The following is a 13847-nucleotide window of genomic DNA, read 5'->3' as shown; positions in this document are numbered from 1 at the left end:
ACGTGATACTTATTTGTAAACCTCATCAATCGCAGCCTGGAAAGGAGCCTTGTATTTCTCGATCAGCGTAGATACGGATACCCCTTCTTTGAGTTCCCCATCAAAATCCCAGAACGGCAAGGACGGGAATGTGTTATGGTCGAGAACCAACATACCTTCCGCTACCTCTCTGGCATTGTTGATATCTGCTTCATCGGTCAGATGTGTCTCCAGTGTGGATTGTCCCGGGTATTCATAGATCGATTCGATCTCATTAATTTTCTCCCAGATGTACATCAGTTGTTCCGGATTCTCTACCGCTTTTGGAATCGTTATAGCTTGGTAACGTGACTCACCGGAGTGATACGCTGTTGCACTTGGACCTTTTGGAAACGGTACAAAACCAATATCGTAGTCCTGCATATCCGTCATAATACCTTCGACTTCGTACATGGCACCTGAATACATCAAGGTGTTGCCTTGACGGAAGAACGTGGATGGCTCTGTCCAATCGCCGCCCTCAGAAGCTCTGCCGACCTTCTCGGTAGCCAGTTTGGACAGGAAGTTCAACGCTTCTTTCGTTTTTGGATCTTCCAGGTTCTGCTTATCCTCTTTGGTCAGAGAAGCCTCGTTGGAATACAGAATCGGTTCCAGCAAGCCCGTTTGCGCGAGTCCCCAAGTGTCCAGCTTGCCATCATTGTTTCGATCCTTGTTCGCTTGCTTGGCAACGCTGATGAACGTATCCCAGTTCCATTCATCGGCATCCACATACTCCTGAAGTGGCTTCAAGCCGAGCTCTTGCATGAGTGTGCGATTATAGAAAATTCCGTTGATAAACGAGGACTGGTCCTCGGTAAAGCCGTAACCTTTGCCTTCATACTGCATGTATTCCTTGGTTGTTTTCTGGTTGAATACCTTGTCGTTTTTAATATAATCATCCACCGGCCATAACAGATCCTGTTTGGTCAATGCCGGAATGGCATAGTTTTTGCCCAGTCTCACCAGATCGCCAAGCGGTTCACCAGCCATCAGGGAAGCAACTACTTTTTCCTGATATTCACCGAAATCGATGGAAACATATTCAATATTAAAGTTGTGTTTTTTCTTCAGCGCTTCGAGATTCTCAAGGCGTTGAATGTTGTCCGGGTTGTTCCCCTGTATTTCCATGTCCCACCAAGCAACAACCTTGATGGTTCTGCCACCCATGTCAAAGTCCATTTCTGGCGTGGAGTTTTCATTCTTTGGCTCGGTTTCCGCGGGTTTTTGTTCCTCCTGTGTTGTCTTTTCCGGCTCAGGTTGAGCGGTAGGTGCAGAACTGCATGCAGCAATCACCAACAAGACCGCAAATACCAGGCTCAGTAGCATGAACTTGTTTTTTCTCATCGTCTTCCCCCCTGATTGTCGTTTGCTATCACAGTGTATCGTTCAAATGAAAGCGCAAACAACCTGCCGAAATACAGATGTTTACCCGGGCTGAATATAGATTCGTGTAATTTTGCACGAGCAAAGTGCATTATAGGTTTTAATTGGTAAAGAAATGCACTGTCTACAAAAATATGCACATTGTATGCGCTTTCTTTTATTACCATAATGAAATTAAGTCAAATTTCAGTTAATCTAGCGCATTACAATTCAGCAGAAGGTGAGGTATTGCTTCATGTATGATATTTTACTTGTGGATTTCAGCCGTCGTTTGTGCGGGGAGTTGCAACAGATGTTGCTACGGAGCAAAGCTCAATATACTATCGCAAATTGTGTGTTCTCATCGGCCGAGGCTTTGACCGCATTGTCAGAACGAGACTTTTCCCTTGTTATGGTACATACAGAGAGGTTTGATACCGCGGGGCTCTGGTTATGCAACGACATTCGAAAAAAAAGTCAGATACCTATCCTCCTGATGGGTGGAAGAGATCACTTCAGGTTCGTACGCAAAGCCCTGACGTATCAGGTAAATGATTATCTCCCGTATCCAGTTAGTCCTTCTTCTTTACTTAACAGTCTGCATGGACTTAGATCCCATCTTGAAACCGACCCGGCACACAAAACGTCGTCGTTCTTCAAAACACCTGTTCAAATGAACGGTAAACCCATGCACTCCAGTCATGTTATTCGTATCGTCAAGGCCTATGTACGGGATCATCTGAGTGATGAAATCACGCTGAAGAAGATCTCTGACATGCTTCATTTTAACTGTGCGTACCTCGGACAGAAGTTCAAGCTGGAAGAGAAAATGTCTTTCAATGATTATATGCTCCAGCAACGTATGGAAAAGGCACAGCAGTTGTTGTCTTCCACGAATCTGCGAATATATGAGATTGCTATTGAGGTAGGCTATAAGGATATTGATTGGTTCTATAAAAAGTTCAAAGCGTATGCCGGATCAAGTCCCAATGCTTATAGAAGACAAAAAATCCACACGGCCTAAAGGTGGATTGCCGAATCGGTTTGTGTATCGATTAGATAATAACTACAAAAAAACGCAGGATGTATTCTTCTTCCTGCGTTTTTTTGTAGTTGTTTGGGTTTGGTCAATTCCAGAGTATTCACCATTAACGTACCAAAAGGGATTCCCGGTATTCTTGGGGAGTCATTCCCGTTATTTTCTTAAAAAGTCGGGTAAATGAATGGGCAGCCTCGTACCCCACTTGAAGTGCGACCTCACGCACCATAAGATTTGTGTTCTGAAGCAATTCTTTGGCTTTCCGTATTCGGCAGTCGTCAATAAACTCTGACACGTTTATTCCCATTTCCTGCTTAAAGAATCGGGACAGATAGGATGGATTAAAATGATGAAGTTCTGCCAGTCTCACCAGAGAAAGATCTTTCTCAAGGTTCTCCTTGACGTAACTGCATAAGGAATGAATGACAACGTTAGCGCGTTCCTGTTCATTTGATCTTTTGTAGCGTACTAGTTCATCGGCAGCACGATATAGAAATTGTACTGCATCCTTCATGCATGTATACTCCCCTAAGTGCAGCAAGCTTCGTTGATCCGGGATTTTCTGTTGAAGACCCCAACGATTGATCGTTGAATGCAATAATAAGGCCAGATTGTAGTATGTCTCCATGGCACGTTCCATCGTAATTTCCTGTTGCAGCAGTTCTCCTGCAAGCTCCTCAAATATATCGTAAAATGGCTGAATTCTTCCCGTTTCCAAATATCCTGACATAATCTCGATCCGGTTTGAGATCCGCATGGATTCTTTGGGTACATCAGATGAGAGATCATTACGATGATCCGTGAGTACCATGGATACACCATCCCCAATTTTCATCCACTGGAGTAATCTCAGACGTTCATATTGTTTGGTTAATTCGGACCAATTACAGCTTCGACTACTTAATGAAAAAGCAATGGATACGCCGAGTGAGACCATGCATGCTTCCTGTACCAGTTCCAGTGTACCTTCTAGAAATCGCACAAGTTTATCATTAGTCATCTCTTCCTCCTGCTTCGGCTGAAGCAGCCAGATCGTATCCCCATAATGGTCCGTTACACTTGCACACACTGTACGCTCATTCATCAGAGAAGAGCCGATAATGCGAACAGATTCCTGGACTTGTGTGAGGTCCGAACCTTTTTCTGGCAGATTATTGAACCGACCCAGTATGAGATAAACAGGCGAGTTGATCTGTAATCTTATATCTCGTTTGGATAATTCGTCCTGCATATCCATGGTAGAATCTATAACCGCTGTACAGTCTTGAAGTAACTTCCGTAAATACTCTTTTTGCTGAATCAGTGCAAGCTGCGAATTGACTTTATGAGAATGTTCCAACAACTCAACCATGCTGTAACTTCGACGGATCTCTTCCATCACATCTTCTACAACTGACATCACCTTGTCATAACCTTCCGTTTTGAGCAAGTAACGCACATTAGCCATCTGAAAAGCTTGATATGCATAATCAAAATCGCTATGTCCTGTCAGAAAAATGACGCGACAATTCGGCCAACTGGCTTGAATCCGCTCTGTCAGTTCCAACCCACTCATGCCCGGCATACGGATGTCCGTTAGAACAATGTCAATTCTCGACCGTTGCATCCAGGACAATGCTTCTGTTGCAGAGTAGGCTTTACATACATCAAGCTGGTCGGGTATATGTCTGGCGAACGTTTCATAGAGACTATCCGTAATAATCTCCTCGTCATCTACAATCAAAAGTCGATACATTCGTTTTCCCCCTCTTTCCACTGGATTCGAATTGTGACTTTTAACCCTTGCAGTTCACTTCTGGTTAGGAAAAGGCCACTTCCTTCTCCATACGTCAGGACCAGACGTCGATGAATATTTATTAACGCGGTCATTTCGTCTGTACCTCCGTCCTTATGCAAGCGTTGTTGAAGAGATTGAATGTGTTGCTCTTCCAACTCATTACCATTATCCTCTACGGTGATCTCGGCATATGACTCTTCCATATTAAACCCAATAATTAGAAGACCGGAGTCCGAATTCTTTTCAAGGCTGTGCTCGTAGGCATTCTCAATAATGGGTTGAATAATGAGTCTGGGAACTTTGATGTGTTCCATCTCAGCAGGTAGTGACCCAAAATCAACTTTGATTCGTCTGGAGAATCGTAATTGTTGAATCTCTGTATAGATTCGTGAATGCTCAACTTCCACTTTCAACTTCACATGATCTGTTTCATTCCGGGTAATGAACCTGAAATACTCTCCAAGCATGTTCGTGAATTGCTCAATACGTTCGGTTTCTCCTGTCCTTGCCAGTGAATTCAGAATAAAGAAGCTATTATACAGAAAATGAGGATTAATCTGCGATTGGAGCTGTTTCAACTCGGCCCGTTGCATCATCAGTGTTTTCTTAAAATCTCGATCGATAAGGGATTGAAGATTTTCAATCATTAGATTAAAACGGGTGTAGAGGAAGCCGAATTCATCCTTTCGGTTATGTGCAATGGGGACATCAAGCATGCCTCCCTCCATTTTTTTGAATCTTTTCACCAACAATAGTAACGGGATATGAATCAACTTGTAACTTGAATAGAGATACGCCGTGATGGCAACAAATGATGTAATTGCAAACAGCCAAGCCCAATGATAGAACTTGCTAAGCGGTTTGGTGACAATGGCCTCGGGTAGATATGTAGCTACGGATAAGCCCAGAGAATCCATATGCAACTGACTAACATGATACATGGTGTCCCCCACCTTCATCCGAAAGCCATCAAGTGTACCTTTCACACTGTTTTCACGATAATTTGCGAGAATAACACTTGCTTGATGGTTATCTGTGATGGCATGCCCCGTGACGTCCTCAATCAGGAGAGTTGAACTCTCCGGGTACAAATTAAGTCGTGTAAGTTCATTTTGAAAATGATCAGTATTCAGCTCCACTTGAATGACAAAAAGCGGGGGCTCTCCTCTCGTACCCGTCAGTCTGACGGCACTGTGGTTCAGGGTGTCCTCTTTCACCGTGAAACGTGTACCTTTTCCTTGCATGCCTGAACTGAAGTATACATATGAACTTTTATCAAAATCATCGATACCTTGGATCGCGGATATACTTTTGCCAACTGAAGGGATATGTACATATACGTTTTTGATATAAGCCGTGCTATTCTTGAATGAAGCGAGTCGTTCAGTCAGATAATTTAATGTATCCCGTCGCTCAACCTGATCCATCATATCCCAGAGAATAGCCAGACGATTCAATTTGCGATCCTCAACGATATCAAACTGCTGTAATTCCATCCATTCCATCTCTCTGTTCAATTCCAGGACATATTGGTTTAACCGTCTCTCTGTTGACAATGATATTTCCTGGCTTGCATTGTCATAACTCCAATGATACAGATACACTCCAAGGAGAATCAGGGGGAGCACAAATACCAGATAGGTGATTATTAATCGTGCAAATATACTGTTAAACCATGATTTAGCAGGGATCTTGATCAATGCATTCACCTCCAATGCCAAAGGCTGAGTGGGTTCCTTGTATGAATAAAGTGAACATTAGTGCTCCTTTGGCTTGCTGGTGCGAAACCACGCGTTAACTTCCGATGTGATCTGATCTCCCCCCAGCTTGCGCCAATTCTCTACGAATTGATCAAACTCTTCTATTGGCCTGCCTAGAATAATGTTCATATAGGCTTCAAGCTGAAGATCTCGAAGAATAATTTGTCGATCAACCATGGTGTCTGTAATGCCGCCAGTGAACTCATCATAGAGAAGTTGACCGTTCTTCTCGTACGCATCTGCAATGCTAAAAGCACCCGAAGGACCATAGGTTTGTTTCCAGCCCCAGCCGCTCTCTACATCTTCCAATTCATAGGCCACAATGCGCTTGTGAATGGCGAGAGCTTCATTCTCCAGAGCCGAGAAGTCTCCTGTGCTTCTGGCATCACGAATTTGTTTGTATGCATCTATGTTTTTATTACCGGGAAATGGAGTCACCGGTGAAAGCATCCATACAGCTCGGGAGTCGTCATTATAGTATGTTTCGTACTGTGCCTGATCGCCCCAGTTGATGTCCAGATGCAGATTCATAAGCTTTACAACCACCTCCGGATGAGCGAATCCCTTTTTTACAGCAAAGTATTGCCCGGTATTGGAACGTAGCGGTACGAACAGACTCTGGTCTGACTTGGCAACAATGGGGTATGCCTGCCATTCTACATCTGTATCTGTGTCACGGGTGGTCTGGAGCATAAAGGGTGTCCACTGTTCTCCGTAGAGCATCCCTATTTTTCCGTCCTGAACCAGACGAAACGCCTTGCTTCCACTTTTATAGCCGAAATCCGGGTCAAGTTGGCCTTCACGATACAATGTTTGCAGTGCTTTCAGAGCCTCGCGAACTTCAGGCTGTATACCTCCATAAGTGAGATTCCCTTCTGCATCTTTAACCCATATATTAGGGTAGGCACCGTAGCCAGAAATCAATCCCGCAGCTCCCATAACTGGATCCCATAAATGGTTGGTTAGCGCAAGTCCGTACGTATCCTGCTCTCCATTCCCGTCGGGGTCTCCCTCTGTAAACGCTTTCGAAACTTGAAGAAGCTCTTCCATCGTTTCAGGCGGCCGTAGTCCCAGATTCTCCAACCAATCGGTTCTAATCCACAGGTACTGCGCAGTCTCAATGGAGGAAGAGGATTCAGGAATAGCCATGAGTTGGCCGTCTATGGTTGCCGCATCAAACGCTCCTCTGCCCTCTGCCTCTAATATGCTCTTCGTAAGTGGTGAAGCATGCTCTTGGTACACATGGGTTAAATCTTCGATCATTCCAGCGTTACTCAGTTGTCTAAGTTGATATGGATTTACTTTTACCACATCCGGGAAACGTCCAGCAGCAAGAGATACACCCAGCTTCTGATTGTATACATCTCCATTAGCAATCCAGTCATAGTGAATTTGAATACCTAACTCTTTCTCGTACAAACGAGTCCAGCGATTATCCAGCATCGTCTCACCAGGCAACTGGCTAATCATGCGCTCGAGGTCATCTCCGGTTTCCCTGACAAAAGAGACCACAATAGGAGGAGAATACCTCTCAAACGTAGCGGGAAGTTTCATCTGTTGCCCATCTGGCTGCGGATGAGGTTGTTTGGAATTTCCTTCGGTATGACCTGCTGGTATCGACACAGCTAGGAACAGAATAAAAGTCCATTTTGTTATGTCCAGACATCTCTTATACATGACGACATGCCCCCAGTTCGGTTTAAACAACTGTCTTCTCTCTGTCCATTATGAATCCATATCATTGTACAACAACTTGTAATCATTGAATACGAAAAGCCGCCGTTGGGCGGCTTTTACATATTTCATTGTTTCTCATCAGGATTAATCACACGATATTCAAAATTCGAAAAGTCAGCTGTTCCGCCAACCATTTGAGTTGAATATGCAAACAACCCCGTTCGGCAACCCATAAAATGATCGAGTTTATATACCATTTTATGGACAATCCCGATATCTCTCCATTCCACCCCATCGAAATAGGCAAAAGAGCATTCATCCAGATTATTCTCAAAATTTCCGAATGCTTTTAGTTTAACGACTGGATCTGATACCGGGATACGTTCATGTTCAGTGGCTGGCTCCTGGTCAATAAGATTACCAAATATGGTTGAGTCCTCACTATTTCTAGCATGCATGACCAAGTAAAACTTGCTATCCTGCTTCGTAAGAGCGATCATGCCGTATGAACCAATCAGAAAGCACAACCCGGCATAGTCGCCATTATTCAGACGGCTGCCATCAAGTGTAACGATTGCTTCGCAAGCGGGCCCCATTGAACGCTGGGTTAGTGTGTTGACGGCGAATGTCAGATTAGGGCTGATCTGTCCAGTTCGAACACGATAAACTCCTGGTTTCTCTGTGACGGACCAAAGTTCATCATTAGGTGTATGATTCCACTGCCAAAAATCGCGGAGGCGTATTCTTCCATCTTCTTCAGCTGCATAATTGAAACTGTCGCTACCTATTAACGGTTTATAACGGTGTTCAGGTCTAGTGCTCGGGATATCAATCTGCATCGGTGCTTTGCTTGCGAAGACCGGTATACCTTGATCAAAATGGAGCGGAACCAAAACAGGAATCCGGCCAACAGCCCCATGATCCTGAAACAGCATTGCATACCAGTCCCCATCCGGCGTATCCACGATACCTCCCTGAGCCACACCTGAATTGAAATAATCCATATCGTCATTGAATACTTCCTCACCAGTGAAGACATCTTCCAGAGAGTCTGCCGTATAACACGCCTGCGTTCTCCGTCCGGTAGCTTTCGTTATATGAATCAGGAATACAACATATTTCCCATTAATCTTGTAGAAATGTGCTCCTTCATAACCAAGGTGATGAGGCTGCTCGTCTTTTACAATCAAGCGATGCACTCCGCCAGGTTTCGGCCCGGACAGATCAGAGCTTAATTCGGTCAGATAGATCTCGGTATTCCCGTAGACAAGATATGCTCGTTCATCATCGTCGAAAAATAAGGAGCAATCATGGTAAAACCCTTCGACTACTTGTTTCTTCCACACTCCCGAGATGGTGGGTGACGTGTACAAGTATGTTTTTCGGGTATCATTCGCCACAAAGATCACATAGAACATCCCTTGATGATAGCGGAGCGATGCAGCCCACATGCCTTTGCTATAAATGTGCTGACCATCCACCAGCCGCTGTGCAGGTGTATCGTCCAATGTGTCGTATACATATGTCGCTACTTCCCAATGGATCAGGTCATATGAACGCAGGATGACACATCCCGGCATCATATGCATGGTCGTACTAACCATATAATATGTGTCCTCTACACGAATAACGTCAAGATCCGGGTAATCAGCCCAAATAATCGGATTTGGATACATGTTTCAATTACACCTCATTTTTTCTGTTAAACTTCCATTCTCTTAAAAGGATGATGGAGCTGTCGGTTGAATTCTTAAGCTTAATATACAAATCTTGCACACCTTTTGCACCCGTAACTTTCGTTGTTAGTTCCATCCATTGAAGAGATCCGGTCGCAGGCGGAACAATGATTTCGGCAATTAACGGTCCGTCTGCACGATCAAGCCGAAGTTCCAACGTGCCTTCGCTTCCTTGATTCGCAATAATGGCTGTAAAGGTTGTGGGTCCTTCACTTTCAAAGTCGACCTTGGATATAGCTATCCAACTGTCGTTTTGCAGCTTAGCGGACATGATATTCGAATCGGATGCAGATATCTCAGTAGCGTCAAGATATTGCTCTGTTGTTACTCTGCTGCTCCATCCAATCGTCGAACCGCTTACCCACTCATAAGGATTGAAGCACTTGATTTGATCTACGCCCTGATAATCTGCATGTACCTTCTGGATCTTACCCGTGGCCTCATCATGCTCGACTCGATTCAGATGTGTTGAACGGTAACCATCGGGAATATTCATAGCCTGGCTTAATGTCTGAGCATGATAGGCAATGTACCACTGATCGGCCAGTTGGAATATAGCATGATGGTTATTGCCGCCAACATTAAAAAAGTGGCCCGGATTCTGGAGCAACGTTCCCTGATATGTCCATGGCCCCATCGGCTGAACACTGGTCATATATGCAATTTCACCGGGTGGTGGACTGCCCTCTGGCCGATTACCCTCAACAAAATTGGAACAATACGTAAAGTAGTAACTATTATTATATTTATGTATCCCTGCATCTTCAAACATATAAGGCGCCTGAATCACCTTTGCTATACCAACAACGCTGGTCATATCGTCTCCCAATCGCATAACTCTTGCCGTATCAGGTCTTTCTGGTTTCCCCTGCGGAATACCACCACCGAAGTATATATAGGCCTGATGATCATCATCTACGATTACAGCCGGATCGAACAACCAGGTTACTTCCTCCACTCCCGGAGTTTCTCTTGTAATAAGTGCTTTGCCTATCGGATCTATCCATGGACCAATAGGTGTTGGTGCAGACAATACACCAATTCCACTGGCATTGTTGGCGAAATAAAGAAAGAAACAGTCCTTGCCATCCAAGGTTCGATGAGCAGCTGCCGGCGCCCAGGATTGCGAAGCCCATGTTGCAGCGCCTTGAGGTCCAGCAACTCTGATCTCCCCATGATCGGTCCAGTTGATTAAGTCATCCGAAGAAATGACCGTAATCTTGTTGATTGAACTGTAACTGTTTTTCTGAGGAAGACCGTCCTTATCATATTCCAGCTTATCACTAGTCATGTATAAGTAGACTCGATTGTTAAATACCAAAGCATAGGGATCGGCTCCGAATTTGTGAGCCACCAGAGGGTTACCGTTGGGATGAAGCTTTCCAATCTCCCCTGGGATACTCTCCAGATTGGCAGCTTGGGTTTGCTTTTGCTCACCAGCATGTGGTGTAGAATGATGATTCATCGAAAAAATCCCCCTATAATCGTTTTTAGTTGTACTTTATAAAGAGAAAGCGTTTGCAATACAAAAGGTATCATGATAGGATGATTACATTTTAAGGTAAGCTGAGTACAATTTCATTGCGTTAACCGCTCTATTTATTGCGTGAAATGACGGGAGGTACTTCATGAGTGGATCCTCTGAATGTTTTTATGATCCCATCCAGCCTGAGCTCTTATATCTGCACCGCGTAACAACGTATAAGCTGGAAACGATCTATCATCGCCATAATGCATACGAGATCTACCTGTTTCTTCGTGGCAACGTTCACTTTTATGTAGAAAATCGATGTTATCATCTGCAGCGGGGGGATTTGCTAGTGATGTCACCCGAGGAGATGCACCGAGCCTTTATTCTGGATGAATCTGAGTATGAGCGAATTACAATTAATCTCAAAAAAACATATCTATTTCAGCTTTCCACACCATCAACCAATCTATCATCATGTTTTGATCATCGCCCCAAAGGAACAGGCAACATCGTGCATCTAGACGAGTATAACTTGAAGCAGATGCTGCAATGTACGAACGAACTGGAAAGATTGCTTGCTTCCGATGCTTATGGCACCGATATCAAAATAAATGCAGCCGTAGCCCAATTGTTGGTCATGATTAACGTCTGGTTTCATAACAATTCCTTTGTTCCCAATGACATTATGCCTGAACTGGTTCGTGAAACCATGGATTATATTGAAACACATCTAAATCAAGACATTACACTTCGCAAACTTGCCGAAGTGTTCTATATGAACAGCACATACATCAGTAGACAATTCAAAAAGCATACCGGATTGACGATTCGTTCCTACATTTTGGGTCGTCGGATTGAACGGGCCAAATTCCACCTGTCTGAAGGAATGAGTATTACGGATGCTTGCTTTCAATCTGGCTTTAGTGACTATGCTAACTTCATTCGCAGTTTTACCAAAATGGTCGGCACTTCTCCAGGCAAATATAGCAAACAACGACGTGATGCAATCGAAATATTATGATGATAACGACAAGATAATGCAACAAAAAGCAAAAAACATCAAGCCATGCAGGATGGCTCGATGTTTTTCTTTTTCTTCATTTGCTTGGTATACATATTTAATCTGTATTAAACTGTTAACGAGATCATGTCCATCCGTTAATTGATCTCTTTGCCAGACCACAGACTAACACGTTCTTTAATCCACTTTGTATACTGCTCTTCCATGGCTACAGCGCCCGCAGCATCAAGTTCTGCAATCATATTATCATATATGTCTTCAAAGGCAGCTGGAGAGGATGTAATTGCTTCCGCGATCCGTTTCTGGATAATATCCTGTGTCTTCTGATACACCACATTATAGTCTCCGCTATCCGTAGGAATCGGCATATTATAAGCTGCGCCCCACTCTTTCACCGGGAACTCATCTCCGTTAGGGAATAACTCCTTCCAGGTTGTAATACCGTACCCTTTCAGAGTTTCTTTTTCTATATCAGAATAACCTTCCTGGATCTGCTCAGGATAGTTGGTTGTATAATAGTTGTCCGTTGAATCTTTGACACCATCTCCATAATGAGCGCCAAAAATGGTGTATAAGTTGATACCGGTTTCTTTGCTGAATGTACTATTGTCTTTGTTTTTACGTTCCTGAATATCTGCCGGTATTTTGCGAACTCCGTCTTCCACAACGTAATGTTCTCCTTCGATACCCCAATTTCTCAACACTTGACCTTCCTCAGAAGAAAGCCAATCCAGGAATTTGATGGCCCGAACCGGGTCTTCAGCATCAACAGTTATGCCGATACCATATCCATCAAAGCCGATATCCTGAAAATCTTTGCGCTGGAAGTTGTCGTTCAGCGTTACCGGATAGAAGCCATAAGTCATATCGTCCTTGCCTGCACTTTTCAAAGCATTTTCCGCATCGCTAAATCCCCAAAGTGGATCAAGCACGGATAGAACACGTCCGCTGGCGATCTTGGACTTATATTGATCATCTTTTTGAACAAAACTGTCTTTATCCACCAGACCTTCATTATACATTTTGTTTAACCAACGGAAATATTCCCTCTCTTCAGGACGCTTATAATGAAGAACAGCTTCATATGTGTCAGGGTTAATGAAATATTCACCATCCCCAGGTCCTCCCGTAGCCATGACTGCCGGATCAGTTACGGTAATCATACGGCGCCATCCATCTGCACTGAGTGTCAGCGGGATTGTCGGTTGGCCATCATCTGTCGTTGGATTATTCTTGTAATACTCTCGGAGGACATTTTCATAATCTTCCAAGGTTTTGATCTCGGGGTACCCAAGCTCTTTGACGACACGATGCTGAATAGCAGCACCATTTGTCGCATCGAAGCTTTCTTGATCGACCGCACCATTCGTTGGAATCCAGTATATGGATGGGTCTTCATTGCTATATTTCAAGCGATTAAAATGCTCACCGTATATCTTTTTCAAATTGGGTGCATGTTCTTCGATCAGATCCGTCAGATCAATCATTGCACCAGCATCAACAAGTCTGCTTAAGTTGCCTTTAGGAAAGATCAGATCCGGGTAATCACCGCTTGCGGCCATAAGGGATATACGGTCGTTTCCTCCCCCGCTTGAGATATCGAATTCTGCATTGATGGTTACACCCGTTTCTTCCGTAATTTTCTTCCCTACAGCATCCTGCATATTGTTCCAGTTGGGACTTGCATCCGCACCGAAGAAGGTAAACGTGATCGGGCTGTTAGGGTCACTGGTATTCGATTCTGAATTCTCTGTAGCGTTTCCGCAACCGACGGAAACCAGTACAACACTTGTTACGAGACATGCTCCTAGCATTTTTGAAACGGCTCTCATTATTTTTCTGCCCCCTAAATGGTGTTAGTCGTAATAACCAATCCAGACATTAAAGATGGTTCGTTCAGAAGTGGTATACGCTTACATATTCAATCGGTAATGTACGACTACACTCCTGCCTAACCTATTCCATGCTTAAAGTATAAGGAAGTCT

The 13847-nt window shown here is 44.0% G+C and carries 9 protein-coding genes; 2 read left to right on the top strand and 7 right to left on the bottom strand.

The annotated features are described in order from the left end of the window. Positions 1-9: 9 nt before the first annotated feature. Positions 10-1362 carry an ABC transporter substrate-binding protein gene (locus tag ACETMN_RS15325; protein ID WP_091016292.1) on the bottom strand — a complete coding sequence of 451 codons (1353 nt, stop codon included), beginning with the start codon at positions 1360-1362 and terminating at the stop codon, positions 10-12. Positions 1363-1636: 274 nt separating this feature from the next. On the opposite strand from ACETMN_RS15325, the gene ACETMN_RS15320 reads away from it, so the two are divergent. After that, a complete protein-coding gene (locus tag ACETMN_RS15320) occupies positions 1637-2404 on the top strand; it encodes a helix-turn-helix domain-containing protein (RefSeq protein ID WP_047842955.1) in 768 nt (255 codons plus the stop codon). A 124-nt stretch (positions 2405-2528) separates the two neighbouring features. On the opposite strand, the gene ACETMN_RS15315 is transcribed toward ACETMN_RS15320, so the two are convergent. From ACETMN_RS15315 to ACETMN_RS15295, 5 genes are all read right to left on the bottom strand, one after another. Beyond that, the gene (locus ACETMN_RS15315; RefSeq protein ID WP_091016293.1) at positions 2529-4154 is read right to left on the bottom strand and encodes a response regulator; all 1626 of its coding nucleotides are present in this window, start codon (positions 4152-4154) and stop codon (positions 2529-2531) included. Continuing rightward, a complete protein-coding gene (locus ACETMN_RS15310) occupies positions 4139-5905 on the bottom strand; it encodes a sensor histidine kinase (RefSeq protein WP_411736418.1) in 1767 nt (588 codons plus the stop codon). The genes ACETMN_RS15315 and ACETMN_RS15310 overlap by 16 nt, the downstream gene beginning before the upstream one ends. 48 nt (positions 5906-5953) lie before the next feature. Then, the gene (locus ACETMN_RS15305) at positions 5954-7633 is read right to left on the bottom strand and encodes an extracellular solute-binding protein (protein ID WP_091016296.1); all 1680 of its coding nucleotides are present in this window, start codon (positions 7631-7633) and stop codon (positions 5954-5956) included. 125 nt (positions 7634-7758) lie between these two features. Further along, positions 7759-9309, bottom strand: coding sequence for a glycoside hydrolase 43 family protein (locus ACETMN_RS15300; RefSeq protein ID WP_091016298.1), 1551 nt, complete (start codon positions 9307-9309; stop codon positions 7759-7761). A 7-nt stretch (positions 9310-9316) separates the two neighbouring features. Beyond that, entirely contained in the window at positions 9317-10834 is a 1518-nt protein-coding gene (locus tag ACETMN_RS15295; protein WP_091016299.1) for a glycoside hydrolase family 43 protein, read from the bottom strand. Positions 10835-10997: 163 nt separating this feature from the next. Here ACETMN_RS15295 and ACETMN_RS15290 point away from each other — a divergent pair, with 163 nt between their 5' ends. Next, positions 10998-11861, top strand: coding sequence for an AraC family transcriptional regulator (locus tag ACETMN_RS15290; RefSeq protein WP_091016301.1), 864 nt, complete (start codon positions 10998-11000; stop codon positions 11859-11861). A 137-nt stretch (positions 11862-11998) separates the two neighbouring features. Here ACETMN_RS15290 and ACETMN_RS15285 read toward each other — a convergent pair whose 3' ends face one another. Beyond that, positions 11999-13693, bottom strand: a complete 1695-nt coding sequence (locus ACETMN_RS15285; protein WP_091016303.1) for an ABC transporter substrate-binding protein — start codon at positions 13691-13693, stop codon at positions 11999-12001. Positions 13694-13847 lie beyond the last annotated feature (154 nt).

The organism is Paenibacillus sp. M2 (assembly GCF_046713495.1).
In the GTDB taxonomy this organism is placed as follows: domain Bacteria; phylum Bacillota; class Bacilli; order Paenibacillales; family Paenibacillaceae; genus Paenibacillus; species Paenibacillus amylolyticus_B.
The sequence above is the reverse complement of the archived record's forward strand: the minus strand, read 5'-3'. Positions and strand labels throughout refer to the sequence as shown.

Bases quoted from the DNA above. Each gene is read 5' to 3' on its own strand.
- ACETMN_RS15325 (WP_091016292.1), bottom strand. From the start codon at position 1,362: ATGAGAAAAAACAAGTTCATGCTACTGAGCCTGGTATTTGCGGTCTTG.
- ACETMN_RS15315 (WP_091016293.1), bottom strand. From the start codon at position 4,154: ATGTATCGACTTTTGATTGTAGATGACGAGGAGATTATTACGGATAGT.
- ACETMN_RS15290 (WP_091016301.1), top strand. From the start codon at position 10,998: ATGAGTGGATCCTCTGAATGTTTTTATGATCCCATCCAGCCTGAGCTC.
- ACETMN_RS15320 (WP_047842955.1), top strand. From the start codon at position 1,637: ATGTATGATATTTTACTTGTGGATTTCAGCCGTCGTTTGTGCGGGGAG.
- ACETMN_RS15305 (WP_091016296.1), bottom strand. From the start codon at position 7,633: ATGTATAAGAGATGTCTGGACATAACAAAATGGACTTTTATTCTGTTC.
- ACETMN_RS15285 (WP_091016303.1), bottom strand. From the start codon at position 13,693: ATGAGAGCCGTTTCAAAAATGCTAGGAGCATGTCTCGTAACAAGTGTT.
- ACETMN_RS15295 (WP_091016299.1), bottom strand. From the start codon at position 10,834: ATGAATCATCATTCTACACCACATGCTGGTGAGCAAAAGCAAACCCAA.
- ACETMN_RS15300 (WP_091016298.1), bottom strand. From the start codon at position 9,309: ATGTATCCAAATCCGATTATTTGGGCTGATTACCCGGATCTTGACGTT.